Source organism: Muriicola sp. SD30, assembly GCF_041205185.1.
GTDB lineage: Bacteria > Bacteroidota > Bacteroidia > Flavobacteriales > Flavobacteriaceae > Muriicola.
Genome location: NZ_JBGEWB010000004.1, coordinates 351121 through 365808, shown reverse-complemented (window position 1 = coordinate 365808; position 14688 = coordinate 351121). Strand labels below are relative to the sequence as shown.

At 42.8% G+C, this 14688-nt stretch carries 13 protein-coding genes; 4 read left to right on the top strand and 9 right to left on the bottom strand.

Translation table 11 applies throughout. The features are described from left to right. Positions 1-7: 7 nt before the first annotated feature. On the top strand, positions 8-181 hold the full coding sequence (locus AB8P51_RS14170; RefSeq protein ID WP_165200566.1) for a hypothetical protein: 174 nt from the start codon (positions 8-10) through the stop codon (positions 179-181). A 52-nt stretch (positions 182-233) separates the two neighbouring features. Here AB8P51_RS14170 and AB8P51_RS14165 read toward each other — a convergent pair whose 3' ends face one another. The 7 genes from AB8P51_RS14165 to AB8P51_RS14135 form a co-directional block, all read right to left on the bottom strand. Then, a complete protein-coding gene (locus AB8P51_RS14165) occupies positions 234-2744 on the bottom strand; it encodes a TonB-dependent receptor domain-containing protein (protein ID WP_369749514.1) in 2511 nt (836 codons plus the stop codon). Further along, entirely contained in the window at positions 2745-3191 is a 447-nt protein-coding gene (locus tag AB8P51_RS14160; RefSeq protein WP_369749513.1) for a hypothetical protein, read from the bottom strand. 128 nt (positions 3192-3319) lie between these two features. Continuing rightward, positions 3320-3667, bottom strand: a complete 348-nt coding sequence (gene arsC, locus AB8P51_RS14155; protein ID WP_369749512.1) for an arsenate reductase (glutaredoxin) — start codon at positions 3665-3667, stop codon at positions 3320-3322. Positions 3668-3671: 4 nt separating this feature from the next. Continuing rightward, a protein-coding gene (gene prfB, locus AB8P51_RS14150) for a peptide chain release factor 2 (protein ID WP_369749511.1) occupies positions 3672-4770 on the bottom strand; the annotation gives its coding sequence in 2 pieces (ribosomal slippage) (positions 3672-4706 and positions 4708-4770; 1098 coding nt in all). 63 nt (positions 4771-4833) lie between these two features. Beyond that, a complete protein-coding gene (locus AB8P51_RS14145; protein WP_369749510.1) occupies positions 4834-5694 on the bottom strand; it encodes a transglutaminase family protein in 861 nt (286 codons plus the stop codon). Between the two features lie 31 nt (positions 5695-5725). Beyond that, positions 5726-6673, bottom strand: a complete 948-nt coding sequence (locus tag AB8P51_RS14140) for an alpha-E domain-containing protein (protein WP_369749509.1) — start codon at positions 6671-6673, stop codon at positions 5726-5728. 4 nt (positions 6674-6677) lie between these two features. After that, the gene (locus tag AB8P51_RS14135; protein ID WP_369749508.1) at positions 6678-8141 is read right to left on the bottom strand and encodes a circularly permuted type 2 ATP-grasp protein; all 1464 of its coding nucleotides are present in this window, start codon (positions 8139-8141) and stop codon (positions 6678-6680) included. Positions 8142-8337: 196 nt separating this feature from the next. Here AB8P51_RS14135 and AB8P51_RS14130 point away from each other — a divergent pair, with 196 nt between their 5' ends. Continuing rightward, positions 8338-10731, top strand: coding sequence for a zinc-dependent metalloprotease (locus AB8P51_RS14130; RefSeq protein ID WP_369749507.1), 2394 nt, complete (start codon positions 8338-8340; stop codon positions 10729-10731). A gap of 15 nt (positions 10732-10746) precedes the next feature. Then, the gene (locus tag AB8P51_RS14125) at positions 10747-11778 is read left to right on the top strand and encodes a low specificity L-threonine aldolase (protein WP_369749506.1); all 1032 of its coding nucleotides are present in this window, start codon (positions 10747-10749) and stop codon (positions 11776-11778) included. Here AB8P51_RS14125 and AB8P51_RS14120 read toward each other — a convergent pair. Together AB8P51_RS14120 and AB8P51_RS14115 are read right to left on the bottom strand one after the other, a co-directional pair. Continuing rightward, on the bottom strand, positions 11764-12087 hold the full coding sequence (locus AB8P51_RS14120; protein ID WP_369749505.1) for a YegP family protein: 324 nt from the start codon (positions 12085-12087) through the stop codon (positions 11764-11766). The genes AB8P51_RS14125 and AB8P51_RS14120 overlap by 15 nt on opposite strands. A gap of 41 nt (positions 12088-12128) precedes the next feature. Next, on the bottom strand, positions 12129-12455 hold the full coding sequence (locus AB8P51_RS14115) for a YbaB/EbfC family nucleoid-associated protein (RefSeq protein WP_369749504.1): 327 nt from the start codon (positions 12453-12455) through the stop codon (positions 12129-12131). Positions 12456-12597: 142 nt separating this feature from the next. Between AB8P51_RS14115 and AB8P51_RS14110 the strand changes: the two genes are divergently transcribed. Beyond that, complete coding sequence (locus AB8P51_RS14110) at positions 12598-14655, top strand: S9 family peptidase (RefSeq protein ID WP_369749503.1); 2058 nt, start codon at positions 12598-12600, stop codon at positions 14653-14655. Positions 14656-14688: the final 33 nt, after the last annotated feature.

Here is a 14688-nt window from a genome sequence, read left to right as displayed (position 1 = left end):
AATTTTTATGTTCGAATTTGATCAATACCTTGGATTTCTGGCATTTTTAACCATAGTGACTATAGGCTTCTGGCTGATGATGTTCCTCTTGCTTTTTGTAGTACCTTATTGGTTAGGAGGAAATCTGATGGAAATATTCAAAGAAAAACGCGAGGCGAGGAGAGCCAAGCGCAACTCATAAAAAAAGAAGCCATTTGGCTTCTTTTTTGTTTTAACTTCTATTTTAGACCTGATCAGGTTCCCTCAAATTCAAAATCATCATCCTGTCCGCCTCTTCCGTTTCGGTTTCTTTGATTCTGTGGCTGATTAAAGCGGTAGAGGAAGGAAAGTGTAATCTGTCTTTCTCTCCATTGAAATTCGCTGTAAGTAGCTACCGTATTTGTAATCGTTTCCGTTCTCCTTTTTCGGGAGTTAAACAAGTCGCTTACGTTGAGTGATAAGGTGGCTTTATCTTCAATGATATCCTTGCTAAAGGCAAGGTTTGTGCTGAGAATGCCCTTATTTGTGTTCTGTGCGTCTTTGTTTGGGCCCCGGTAAAATAGGTTCGACTGGAAATCGATGTCGCCCGGCAGAGGAATTTTTGCACTGAATCGTGTAAACCAGGTAAAGTTATCAGCATCAAAGTTTTGAGTAATCTCCTCATTCAGGAAATTCGTATATGTATAATCTCCCCTTAATTGCTGCTGGAAAAGATTCAGGTTCCAGGTAAGTCTCCAATCGCGTTTAGGAGTATAGGTGGTAGTGAACTCCATGCCGTATCGGCTGTCTGTTGCAAGGTTGATAGGTGTTCGAGCCTGAACAGGTACCAGAACCGGGTTGTTAGGGTCGTCAGGATTTTCAATTTCCACAAAATCTCCTGTTTCCTGAGTGATAAATTGGAAAACTCCTGTAGATCTGTTGAAATACCCCGATGTGGTAAACGTAATCTTATCCCACCGTTTTAAATAACCCAGATCGAAGGCGTTTGTGAAAGTTGGGTCCAGATCCGGATTGCCCTGAAACAAGTTTGTATTACTCGATCTGGAGGGAAACGGATTGATAAATCTGGAACGCGGCCGGCGTAATCTGCGGCTATAGCTAATAGTCAGCTGCTCTGTCTCTGAAAACTCATATCCCAGAAACAGGGAAGGAAACCAGTTCACGTAATCCTTATCGGTAACTTCCTGGGTATCGACCAGCTCAATGCCAATATCGGATGCTTCCATTCTAAGTCCGCCCAAAACACTGAATTTTTTAACCTTGGTACCCAGCTGCATATACGCTGCATTGACGTATTCCTTGTAATTCAATTCGTTGCTGAAATCAGGATCCCTGTCGAGCACCCCGTCTTCCAGTATTCCAAAGTCGAAATCCGTATTAAAATTATTGAAGGTGCCACGGTATCCCATCTCAAATTGAGACATATTATCCTTTCCAAAAGGAAGCACATAGTCGAATTGCACCAGTTGATTTATTTGTGATTCATCATTAATGGTTTGTTCCGTGGGCAAGGCAACAGATTCTCCGAGAACTATTTCATCTATGATGGAATTCTCTATTTCATCTCCTCTTGAATATTGATAATCCATGGTAAACTCATGGCCTTCTTTGTCAAAAGTCTTTTTGTAGTTTACTGAATACTGAACATTGTCATCCTCTTCAGCTTCAACAGTAGACCGATTTCTTCGTATTGTGGGATTTCTAACTTCATCAAAATTAAAAAAGTCGATATCCACGGTATTCTCCCCATCAGATTTCCGGATGACCAATGAATTGGTAATGCTGCTGGTTTCACTGAAAAAGTACTCAAATCCAATATTGGTGTTAAAGCTGTTATCCTGTCGTTGATATTCCCTGATTTCATCCTGGAAACTTACTGTATTCCCATTTTCATCGAAATTTTCCTGTTCAAATAGTGCATTACCGGGTGCATCCCGATACCTGAATGTTGTGGTCGTAAAGATGTTGAATTTCTCGCGTCTCAGGTTCAGACTTACAGCTGTTCCGTAGTTATCCGGATAACCCGCGAACACATTCACAGATCCATTTACGCCGGCTGTTTTACTTTGTCTTAAGATAATATTGAGTATACCCGCCGTTCCTTCTGCATCATAACGCGCAGAGGGATTAGTGATAACTTCAACCCTTTCAATGGACTCTGCCGGGAGCTGTTGAAGAGCTTGCGGACTCAAGCCCGACAGGGCAGAGGGTTTGCCATTGATCAGGATACGTACACTTTCGTTTCCTCTCAGGCTAATATTTCCTTCGACATCAACTGTAACGGAAGGAACATTATCCAGAACATCGGTCACAGACCCACCTCGTACGGTAAGATCCTGACCAACATTGTATACTTTTTTATCAAGGCGTAATTCTACCGTGGTTCGTTCTCCTACAACTACCACATCTTCCAGCATCTCAGCATCTACTTCTAGCTGAATAGCCCCCAGGTCGGTTGAACTCCTGAATGTTTGAGCCTTTAACTCGAAGGTCTTATAAGAAAGATATTCCACCCTTACATTGTACTGTCCCGGCATTGTTTCGACAGAAAATTTGCCATCAAGATCAGAGATTCCCCCGGTCACCATTTCAGGCCTGCGAACACTTTGTAAAACCAGGGTAGCATATTCAAGGGGCTGATTTGTATCCTTGTCATAAACCGTACCCGTAATGGTTATTGGAGACGGACGCTGACCAGAAGGTCTTTGGGAGAAGGACATTAAAAAAGCCATTAGGAACAATGGCAAAAGGATGATATTTTTCATTTAAGATTTATTTTTTTTCTTTTTTCTTTTTTTCGATTTGGACTTTTTGCCTCCGTTTTCACGGTATTCCTTCAGGGCTTCAAATTTGTCAGCAGGGAGACTTGCCTTTAGCTCCTCATCCTGTTTTAAATTGATCTGTTCATACGCTTCCCGCATTTTTTCGGGCTCCAACTTAAGGATTTGAATTTCTATGCGTTGTTGTACGTATTTAGTGAGGATTGATTTTAAGATGGCCTGTTCAAATTCTGAGAAATCGATCGCCTCCAGAAGTTTAGGCATCTCGGCTTCTACAAGCCCTTCGGCGGTCATGGGTTCAGCAGGTTCGGGCTTATCCTGGGTTTGAGGGGCTATTCGCCTGCGGCCCATGGTTCCATACTGCGCTTCAGCATAAAACGATGCCGCAAAGAAAAATAGAATTAGAAGAATATGGTGTTGGTTCGCTCTCATTTCTGAATTCACATTCAAATGTATACGGAAGTGAATGAGTGCGCGGTTAAATGTTTGTTAAAAGGCAAAGGTTACCTTAACAATTGAGAAAAGTTTAAGAGAAGTTTTAGGAAAATTGGGAAAACGAATTATTCAGCCAGTAATTCTGATATATTCTCAGGAGGCCTTCCAATGACTCCTTTTCCCTCGTAAATAACCACAGGTCGTTCTATTAGTTTGGGATGATCCAGCAAAGCATTTACGATCATTTTCTCGGTGAGATCTTTTCCTTTAAAATTGGATTTCCAGATCGCTTCCTGTTTTCTGACGAGCTCAGAAGCATTGATATCCAGGATTTTCAGAATTTCCTCTAGTTCGGTTCGGGTGAGATTATCTTCCAGGTATTTAATAATTTCAAAAGGTTTTCCGCTTTCTTCAATGATGGCAAGGCCTTCACGTGATTTGCGACATCTCGGATTGTGGTAAATTTTAATCATAATTCTAACTTTCGTGATTTTGTCCCATCATCATGAGATAGGCTTTGAGGAACATATCGAGATCCCCGTCCATAACGGCGTCTACATTTCCTGTTTCTTCGCCTGTACGAACATCTTTAACCAATTTATAAGGGTGCATCACATAATTTCGGATCTGGGAACCCCATTCGATCTTCATTTTGGACGATTCGATTTCATCCCGGGCTTCCTGCTTTTTCCTCAATTCAATTTCGTAGAGCTGAGACTTTAACATCTTTAGGGCCGTCGCCCGATTATCGTGCTGCGATCTTGAATCTGAACAGGAAATTTGTATCCCTGTGGGTTTGTGCACCAATTGTACCTTGGTTTCAACCTTATTTACATTTTGCCCACCCGCTCCACTGGATCGGGCTGTAGTGATCTCTATGTCTGCAGGATTCACTTCGATCTCAATACTATCGTCAACCAGCGGGTAGACGTAAACCGAAGCAAAAGAAGTATGCCTTTTGGCATTGCTGTCGAAGGGTGAAATTCTAACTAAACGGTGAACTCCGTTTTCCCCCTTCAACCATCCAAAGGCGTAATCGCCTTCAATTTCGAGTGTTACTGTTTTTATGCCCGCTACATCACCTTCCTGGTAATTGAGTTCTTTAACTTTATAACCGTTTTTCTCGCTCCACATCAGGTACATTCGCATAAGCATGGAGGCCCAGTCACAGCTCTCAGTGCCACCTGCTCCGGCAGTGATCTGAAGCACGGCGGTCATTTCATCTCCTTCTTCGGAGAGCATGTTCTTAAATTCGAGCTTTTCTACGGCATCAAGAGCCCTTGAATGTTGGGTTTCAACTTCAGCGGGGGCAACTTCCCCTTCTTTTTGGAATTCGAGTAGTACTTCAAGGTCGTTGGCAAGCGCCAGCGCCGTGTTGTATTCTTCCACCCATTTTTTCTTAGCCTGAAGCTGGCGCATTTTTACCTGCGCTTCCTGGGGGTTATCCCAAAAATCAGGGGCTAAGGTTTTCTCCTCTTCATTCTCAATTTCGATCAATTTGGCATCGATGTCAAAGATACCTCCTTAACGCACCAAGGCGCTCAATAAGATCTTTCTGATGATCTGTAGTTACCATTCTGAATAAATTTCACGTAAAAGTACCATGTTTTTAAAGAGTAAGGAATTTTTAAAATTAAAATTATTGTTGTTGTTGCTGCCCGTGTACCTGAACACTATGTGAAGTGGTATTTTCACCCTTTGATAGGATAATACCTTTGATTGGGGCACAATCTGCATAGTCCTTTCCATGGGCTACCTTTATGTGATTGTCACTCGCCAGGATGTTGTTTGTGGGATCAAATCCAACCCAACCCACGTCCATAAGATAGGCCTCAGTCCATGCGTGCATCTGGGAGTCGCCGAAATATCCGTTCCCCTGGTGGAGATACCCTGACACATACCGGCAGGGAATCCCATACTGCCTGGCAATAGCAGAGAACAAATGCGCAAAATCCTGACATACCCCGTGACGATTCTCAACAATGTAATCCAATGTTGTATTTACATGCGTAACCCCGGGCGTATAGAATATTTTTTCAAACACCCATTTGTTCAGCAGCTGTAAATTCTCAAAGACGTTTTCTCCCTTATTGTATTCAAAAAAATTGCTATGCTCATCCAAAAGGGTGGTAAGGGGAGTTTTACGCAGAAAAGGTTCGTGATCTACCCTGAAATGGAGATCGTGGTAACGATTGAGTTCTTCAAAAGGATCGGTCGCTAATTCAAAATTAAAAGGATTTAATATTTTTTTGTTGAGGGTAAAGTTGGCCTTGAATTCTATGCTTTTGAATTTTGTCCTCGCAAGGATGCGAAGGGTTTTAAAGCCATAGGCATTAGTGGAAATTTCATATGGAAAATTCATTGAATTAGTGAAAGAAAATGAGTGCAATTCCTGGTTTTCGTCCTGGTGCGGACAAATAAGGAACTGCCACCTCGCTTCTTTCACAGGAAATTCATACTGGTTTTCAGCGCAATAGACAATCTTGTATTCGAGAGACATTATTGCTTATAGATTATTAGGGAAGCCTGGATCAATAGTGAAAAAACTCATTCTCCATTTTGGTGCCAATATCGGCTAAATTCTTTAACATTCCGTCAATAAATTGTTCGATATTTCCTTCAATTTCTTCAATATACTTGTATTGATATTCCGACCTCACTCTCCCTACCAGAAAGGCAGTCGAATTTTTATTATAACGAAAGGAATTATCGAGTACCCTGATATGCCTGTAAATCTGATTTAGGCTGTTCATCAGAGATCTTGGGCAATTGGGATTCAGGATCAAAAACTCAAGGGTTGTTGCACTGGTAGGCGTCTTTTTATAAAACCGCCGCATCATATCATAAGATTCCACACTTTTCAAAAGAGTGGTCCATTCAAAACTATTTTTGAAGGTGTCACCATATCCTCCCTTTGAAATGGATGCATCCTTATATTTTGAATTGATAATTCGGATAAGCTGGTTGGCCCGCTCCAGGTTTACCCCCATCAAGATAATGGCATACACTTCATCGTGCAGGAGGGTGCTCCGAATTTTCCCTCTCAGGATAGACGACATTTCAATGATATTTATACAGAAGTCGTACATCCCTTTTTTAAGGAAGTGATCTACGGGATATTTTAACACAAAGTGATAAAACTTATTGATGGATTCGTAAAGGTCAGTTGAGATCAGGTCCCTTGCGCTATTGGCATTTTCCCGTGTATACTTAACATTGTTAATAATGGAGTAGGGGTGGTCGTGGTCAAGTGCGAGTTTGAAAAGCACTTCTTCTTCATTGAGCTCTGTCCCTTTTGGAGATTCGGGATCCCCGATCATTCTCAGCATCGAATTCAGTACAAACTGCCTCGATCTGGAGAGTTCGTTGGGGGCATCCAGGGAAGAGAAATAATTGACGTGCATATATCGAGCAATATGCTCAGATCGCTCTATATAACGTCCCATCCAAAACAGATTATTGGCTACTCTTGCTAACATATAGTTAAGGTTTTAATACCCAGGTATCTTTAGAACCACCGCCCTGAGAAGAATTTACGACTAGATTACCTCTTTTTAGCGCCACCCGCGTTAACCCGCCTTTGAGGACAAAGTCTTTGTCTTTTCCCAGTATGGTAAAAGTTCTCAGGTCTACGTGCCGCTGTTCAAAGGAATTTGTTTCGTCTATGTAGGTAGGATGAACCGAGAGCGACATAATAGGCTGCGCCACGTATTTGCGCGGACTTTCCTGTATCTGTTTTTTAACCTTCTCAATCTCTTCCTTGCTTAGGCGGTTTCCAATTGAGATTCCGTAACCCCCGGCTTCATCTACGGGTTTAATTACCAGTTCATGAATGTGCTCCAGTACATATTTAAGTTCATCGGGCCTGCTGCAGTGGTAGGTATGAACATTATTCAGAATGGGGGTCTCATCGAGATAGTATTTTATGATATCAGGCATATAGGTATACACTGCTTTGTCGTCGGCTACTCCGGTGCCTGGCGCGTTTGCCAGAGTAACATTTCCCTTTTTATAAGCTGAGAAGAGTCCGGGAACGCCCAGGGAAGAATCAGCCCTGAATTCGAGGGGATCAAGAAACTGATCGTCTATTCGACGGTAGATAATATCAACTTTTTCGGGTCCTTTGATGGTGCGCATATATACAAAGTCGTTCTCCACAAACAGGTCGCGCCCTTCAACCAGTTCAACACCCATGGTCTTTGCCAGGTAGGAGTGTTCGTAGAAGGCCGAATTGTACATACCCGGGGTGATCACGACGGTGTTGGGAGTATCCACACCTTTGGGCTTTACCGTTTCAAGCAGATCCAGAAGGTTTTCCGCATAATTAGTTACCGTATGGGTTTCGTAATGATTAAAAACCCCAAAAAGTGCCCGTTTTAGTGCTGTACGGTTGCAAATCACATAACTCACACCAGAGGGACATCTTATATTGTCTTCAAGTACATAGTACTTCCCATCACTGTGCTTAATAATATCGGTGCCGGAAATGTGGTTGTAAATACCTCCGGGAGGATCCACACCCATCATCTGATGTAAGTAGTTTTCAGACGAACTGACTAGCTCGAGCGGTACAACTCCCTGTTTGAGGATTTTCTTGTCATGATAGATGTCGTGCAGAAATAAATTCAGGGCCCTGCTACGCTGAATAGCTCCTTTTTCAATAAGCTCCCATTCTTTTGCGTCTATAATTCTTGGAAACAGATCAAAGGGAAATATCTTTTCCTGCATCTCTTTGTCGTCATATACCTGGAAGGTAATACCCTGATTAAAGAAAGACGACTTCGCCTTTTCATTTAATCGCATATAATCATCAATACTATGCGCTCCATAGAGGGCAAAAAGCTTTTGGTAAATATCTTTGACCTTGCCATTGCTGTCATAGAGTTCATCAAACAGGGCATGATCTCGCTCGTAAGAAGAGAAAATAGTGCTTTCCAGGATCGCCATATCAATTACTTTGGTGAGTTATGGAAGATAACCTAAATGGAATAAAATATAAACTCTAATTCCATAAATATTAATGGGGATATTTACCGAATTCACAATTTAGGATAATACCATTTGTGGTTATTCTATATCATTTTCCTACAGTGTTCTTTAGTTTCCTTCGAATTTGTATAAATTTAGGCTCTAAACCAGCGAGATGAAAAATACACTCTATCTATTTGTCTTTTTAAGTATGTTCACTGCCCTTGGACAAATCACAGAAAAACTAAAGGATTTTCAGAAATACGAAGGCTTTTTCCCCTTCTACCATGATCCCGCAAGCGATAAGGTATTCATGGAAGTAAAGGATCTTGAAAAAGAGTTTCTCTACGTGTACTCCCTAAGTAGTGGAATTGGAAGTAATGATATAGGTTTGGATCGTGGACAACTTGGAAATGAGCAAGTTGTATATTTTAAAAAAGCTGGAAATAAACTGTTGTTAGTTCAGCCCAATCTCAAGTACAGAGCCTTGACAGAGAATGAATTAGAAAAGAAATCTGTGGAACAGGCCTTTGCGAAATCCATCTTGTTCGGCTTTAAGATTGAAGAAGAAAAAGACGGCACTTATTTTATCGACCTGACAGATTTTCTTATGCAGGACGCTCACGGGGTTAGTGAACGTTTAAAGCGATCAAAGCAGGGTAATTACAGCCTCGACAAGTCGAAAAGTGCCTTTGACCTTGAAAGAACCAGGGCTTTTCCCAATAATGTAGAATTCGACCTTATGCTGACCTTTAAAGGGACGCCTGCCGGAAATTATATTCGTTCGGTGACACCAAATCCCGAATTGGTAACTGTGTCCCAACATCATTCCTTTATCGCCCTTCCCGATACGGGGTTTGACATGCGGGAATTTGATCCCCGGTCTGGTTCCTATCCCTTTTCATACTATGATTATGCTACTCCTGTAGAGGAATCCCTGATCAAAAGATATATAACACGCCATCGCCTGGAGAAGAAAGATCCCAGTGCAGCTTTGAGCGAGGCTGTGGAACCGATTGTTTATTATCTTGACAATGGCACTCCCGAGCCCGTTCGCTCTGCCCTGCTGGAGGGAGGACGCTGGTGGAACCAGGCTTTTGAAGCCATAGGGTTCAAGGATGCATTTCAGCTCAAAATGCTACCCGATGATGCCGATCCGCTGGATGTGCGTTACAATGTAATCCAATGGGTACATCGCTCTACCAGAGGGTGGAGCTATGGCAGTAGCATTACAGACCCCAGGACGGGAGAAATCATCAAAGGCCATGTTAGCCTCGGTAGCCTTCGGATCAGACAGGATTTTCTGATCGCTCAGGCCCTTATGGACAAACCTTTTGCAGAGAGGGATGATAACGATGAGGCCATGCTAAATATGGCTTTGGCCAGAATACGGCAGTTATCGGCTCATGAAATTGGGCACACCCTGGGCTTTGCACATAATTTTGCTGCCAGTACCAACAACCGCGCATCTGTAATGGATTATCCACATCCGTACATCAGCCTGAAAAATGGGATGATAGATTTCTCTGAAGCCTATGATACAGGAATAGGGGAGTGGGATAAAGTAACGGTTGCCTATTCTTATTCAGACTTCCCGGAGAATACCAATGAAAAGGAAGCACTTGCTGCAATTCTTCAGAAATCACATCAGCAGGGACTTCGGTACATCTCTGATCGCGATGCCCGACCATTGGGCAGTGCACATATCCTGGGTCATCTCTGGGATAACGGAGGGAGTGCCAGTGAGGAATTAAACAGGTTGCTTGAGCTGCGCAAGGTCGCCATAGATAATTTCTCAATTGATAATATACGTTCAGGAGAGCCGAATTCGGTTCTGGAGGACGTATTTGTTCCTCTGTATTTCCTGCACAGATATCAAATTGAAGCTGCGGTAAAAAGCATTGGCGGATTAAATTACAATTATGCCGTCAAAGGAGACGGACAGGTAGTAGTGGAATCCCTTCCGTCCAAGGAGCAAAAGGAAGCTGTAAAAAGCGCCTTAAAGACACTGGATGCATCGGTGATTGCCATTCCTGAGGAAAAACTGGCTTTATTTCCCCCGAGAGCAATAGGACATGGAAGAACTAGAGAATCTATTAACGGTAAAACCGGTGTTTCCTTTGATGCATTGTCTGCTGCTGAAACAGCTGCAGACATGAGCCTCAGTCTTCTTTTTCACCCGGAAAGGGCTTCACGCCTTATTCAGCAAAAAGGACTTGAATCCTCACAATTGGGTCTGGGTGAATTATTCCAGTCGATAATTGATGGAACGATTAATAAAACGCATAAAGATGGTTATCTCAATACCGTACAAAAATCTATAAATTATCGCGTCCTGATGCATTTGATGAATTTGGCAGCGCATAAAGATGTTCATCCTCAGGTAAATGCGATAGCTAATGCCAGTTTGATTGAACTACAAATGCGACTGAAAAACTCCACTGATCCTGACGCCAGGGAAATGGCAAGAAGAATAACATTTTTTAATGAAAACAGAGACGAGTTTAAGGTAATTTCTTCTCCTGAAATCCCTGACGGTTCACCTATAGGCATGGCCTGTTCACAATAATCATTCTGAGTTTATATGCAGATCAATCTAATAAGTGATACCGTAACTAAACCGACTGCTGCGATGTTAGATGCCATGATGTCGGCAGAGGTAGGCGATGATGTTTTTAAGGCCGATCCATCGGTTAACGCATTGGAGGAGAAAGTAGCGAAATTATTTGGTATGGATTCCGCCCTGTTTTTTCCCAGCGGGACCATGGCCAATCAAACAGCAATAAAGATTCATACCAATCCCGGAGATCAGCTCATCTGCGATAAATATGCCCATGTGTATAATTACGAAGGCGGCGGGGTGAGCTTTAACAGTGGAGTGTCCTGTAAACTTGTAGACGGGCACCGGGGTATGATGAAGGCAGAACAGGTACAGGCTGCCATTAATCCTCCCGATTTTTATCACAGTCCGCTCACCTCCCTGGTCTGTATTGAAAACACAACCAACAAAGGTGGGGGTGCTTGCTGGGATTTTGAAGAATTAAAAGCAATACGGAAAGTTTGTGACAAGCACGAGCTGGGCTATCACCTTGATGGGGCCCGACTCTGGAATGCACTTGTAGCCAAAAATGAGGATCCTAATGCTTATGGCAGGCTGTTCGACACCATCAGTATTTGCCTGAGTAAAGGACTAGGTTGTCCGGTTGGTTCTGTCCTGGTAGGGAAAAAAGAATATATGGACAAAGCCTTGCGAATTCGGAAGGTGTTGGGCGGTGGGATGCGTCAGGCAGGATATCTTGCGGCAGCCGGCATCTATGCCCTGGACCATCATATAGACCGACTAAAAGAAGACCATTTAAGGGCTCAGGAGCTGGGAGCCCAATTGCAGAAATTACCGATAGTAAAGCAGGTAGAACCCATTGAGACCAACATCATCATCTTTGAACTCGATGAAGCCAAGTGCTCTACAGAAAGATTCCTGGAAGAATTAGAAAAAAAGGGCATTCAGATTATTGGAATGGGACAGGGTAAATTGCGGATGGTTACTCATATGGACTACAATGTAGAAATGCACGAGCACACCCTGCAGATTCTGGCCTCCTTAGGGGAGTTGTGATTGATCTAACCCCGAGATCCTGTTTCGGAAATTCGTAATACCATTTTCCATACCGGCCTCCGAGGTATAGTCCTTACTGTTTCCAATAATACTTCCGCTTTGATCTTTTAGTGTAAAATGAAATTTCCCGTTGTGGCTGGTCTTTCTCTCGAAGACAGAAGGTTTTGAAACCAGAGGAGGAAGTTGTTTCAGAGTGGCTGTGAGTTCCTTTTTTGAAGGAAAAGGAACACTCTGTAAGATAGAGTTGCCTCCCTTTGCAGTGACTACAAAGCTGTATCGATCATTCTTATCTTTTTTTACTTCTATCATCCTGTAATAGTCCAATTGCATTAAAGTCGTAAACGCCTGTGTTACTTAAAGAGGGAATCCATCCCCGGAATATTAGGCATACCCTCCTTAGCCACCGCAGCCAATTCTGCTTCCTGCACCTCAGTGGCCCTGGAAATGGCTTTATTTAACGTAATAACAAGATAGTCTTCCAGTTGTTCTTTGTCTTCAAGCAGTGCATCTTCTATTTCGATACTCTTGATTTCGCGGTTAGCCGTGATTGTAATGGAAACCGAGCCATCTGCCGATTTTTCATTAAGAGAAACAGTATCCAGTCGTTTTTTAGTTGCCTCTACTTTGGCACGGGTCTCTTTGAGTTTTCCCATCATGCCCATCATATCTCCGAACATATAATTTTAATTTAGTTTTAGATACTCAAATTTACTAATTTGCCCGGATTTTAAACCATTCTATATGCTTCTATCGAAAAAAGACTTCATTCTCCCATTAAGTATTATTTTTGCAGTTTCTTGCCAAAACCAAAACAAAGAGATGGTAGATGTAAGCCCTCCAGTCGCTAAAAAAGTCCCTAGGAATCTCGAAATCCACGGAGATGTCAGGGTGGACAACTACTATTGGATGAATGAGCGGGAAGATCCGGAGGTCATTGCATTCCTCGAGAAGGAGAACGAGTATTACCAGGCGAAAACAGCCCATACCCAACCCTTGCAGGATAGTCTTTTCCTGGAAATGAGATCGAGAATCAAGGAGGATGACAGCTCGGTCCCTTATAAGCGTAATGGCTATTGGTATAGTACACGTTTTGAAACCGGGAAGGAATACCCGATATATTCCCGTAAAAAAGGGGAGCTGGAAGCTGACGAAGAAGTGATGTTCGACGGGAATGAACTGGCCGAAGGGCACGAGTTTTTTCGTTTAACCGGTATCTCTGTGAGTCCGGATAACACTATGGCAGCATTTGGCAGGGATACTGTTTCGAGGCGACAATATTATATAAAGATCAAAAACCTGGTTACTGGGGAAATATATCCCGATAAAATCGAAAACACTACCGGGGGTTCGGTCTGGGCCAAAGACAACAAAACCTTATTTTACACTAAAAAAGATCCTGTAACCCTGCGTTCAGACAAGATTTACAAACATGTACTGGGAACTTCTTCGGAAAAAGATGAACTGGTTTATCACGAAACCGATGAGACTTATAACACCTATGTCTATAAATCCAAATCACAGGATTATATCATCATTGGATCTAACAGTACACTCACCTCAGAATACCGCATCCTGGCGGCAGACGATCCTAATGGAACTTTTAAGGTTTTTTCCCCCAGGACAAGGGGGCTGGAATATGCGATCTATCATTTCGGATCGGATTTCTACATTCTCACCAACAAGGACGGGGCTACAAATTTTAAGTTGATGAAGACCTCCGAAAAGACTACTTCTTCAGAAAACTGGCAGGAGTATTTACCTCACCGGGAGGATGTATTGTTGGAGGACATTGAAATTTTTAAGGATTATCTCGTGGTATCAGAAAGAGATAATGGCCTGAACAAAATTAAAGTGAGTCGATGGGACGGAAGTGATTCGTATTATCTCCCATTTGACAATGAGACCTACGTGGCATATCCTTATGTCAACCTTGATTATGACACCAAATACCTGAGGTATATCTATAATTCAATGACCTCTCCTTACGCCATCATCGATTTTGATATGGAGACAAGGGAGGAAGTCATTCTGAAGCAACAGGAAGTCCTTGGCGGTAAGTTCAAGGCTGAGAATTATCGTTCGCAACGAATCTGGGCCACAGCTCGTGACGGTGTCAGGGTACCCATCTCATTGGTGTATCATAAGGACACCCCTCTAGACGGTACTTCTCCGCTGCTACAGTATGCCTACGGATCATACGGTGCTACCATAGACCCATCCTTTTCAAGTACTCGTCTCAGTCTGTTAGACCGCGGGTTTATCTACGCCATATCTCATGTAAGAGGAGGAGAATACTTGGGAAGACCCTGGTATGAAGATGGAAAACTACTAAGGAAGAAAAATACATTTACCGATTTTGTCGACTGCTCCAAATTCCTCATCGAGGAAAAATTTACCAGTCCAGAGCATCTCTATGCCCTGGGAGGTTCAGCAGGAGGCTTGCTGATGGGTGCAGTGGTAAATATGGCCCCGGAACTCTATCACGGCGTAATCGCAGCAGTTCCTTTTGTGGATGTGGTTACTACCATGCTGGATGATTCGATTCCTTTGACAACAGGGGAATACGATGAATGGGGAAACCCGAATGAAAAAAAATATTACGACTATATGTTGTCATATTCTCCTTATGACAATGTACAGAAACAGGCATATCCCAATTTATACGTTACTACCGGACTCCATGATTCTCAGGTGCAGTATTGGGAACCGGCTAAATGGGTGGCCAAACTAAGGGAGTACAAAACAGATCAGAACAACCTCTTCCTCGATACAAACATGGAAGCAGGGCATGGGGGAGCTTCAGGCCGTTTTGAAGCCCTGAAGGAGACGGCCAAGGAGTTTGCATTTCTGCTCGATTTGGAGGGGAAAGACCAATAATTAAAAAAAAGTAGTAATTTTGCCCCTGAAATA

Excerpts from the sequence above, each read along its gene's own strand:
- AB8P51_RS14120 (WP_369749505.1), bottom strand. The coding sequence starts at position 12,087 with ATGATAGAAGTAAAAAAAGATAAGAATGATCGATACAGCTTTGTAGTC.
- arsC (WP_369749512.1), bottom strand. The coding sequence starts at position 3,667 with ATGATTAAAATTTACCACAATCCGAGATGTCGCAAATCACGTGAAGGC.
- AB8P51_RS14165 (WP_369749514.1), bottom strand. The coding sequence starts at position 2,744 with ATGAAAAATATCATCCTTTTGCCATTGTTCCTAATGGCTTTTTTAATG.
- AB8P51_RS14135 (WP_369749508.1), bottom strand. The coding sequence starts at position 8,141 with ATGGCGATCCTGGAAAGCACTATTTTCTCTTCTTACGAGCGAGATCAT.
- AB8P51_RS14170 (WP_165200566.1), top strand. The coding sequence starts at position 8 with ATGTTCGAATTTGATCAATACCTTGGATTTCTGGCATTTTTAACCATA.
- AB8P51_RS14130 (WP_369749507.1), top strand. The coding sequence starts at position 8,338 with ATGAAAAATACACTCTATCTATTTGTCTTTTTAAGTATGTTCACTGCC.
- AB8P51_RS14145 (WP_369749510.1), bottom strand. The coding sequence starts at position 5,694 with ATGTCTCTCGAATACAAGATTGTCTATTGCGCTGAAAACCAGTATGAA.
- AB8P51_RS14115 (WP_369749504.1), bottom strand. The coding sequence starts at position 12,455 with ATGTTCGGAGATATGATGGGCATGATGGGAAAACTCAAAGAGACCCGT.
- AB8P51_RS14160 (WP_369749513.1), bottom strand. The coding sequence starts at position 3,191 with ATGAGAGCGAACCAACACCATATTCTTCTAATTCTATTTTTCTTTGCG.
- AB8P51_RS14110 (WP_369749503.1), top strand. The coding sequence starts at position 12,598 with ATGGTAGATGTAAGCCCTCCAGTCGCTAAAAAAGTCCCTAGGAATCTC.
- AB8P51_RS14140 (WP_369749509.1), bottom strand. The coding sequence starts at position 6,673 with ATGTTAGCAAGAGTAGCCAATAATCTGTTTTGGATGGGACGTTATATA.
- AB8P51_RS14125 (WP_369749506.1), top strand. The coding sequence starts at position 10,747 with ATGCAGATCAATCTAATAAGTGATACCGTAACTAAACCGACTGCTGCG.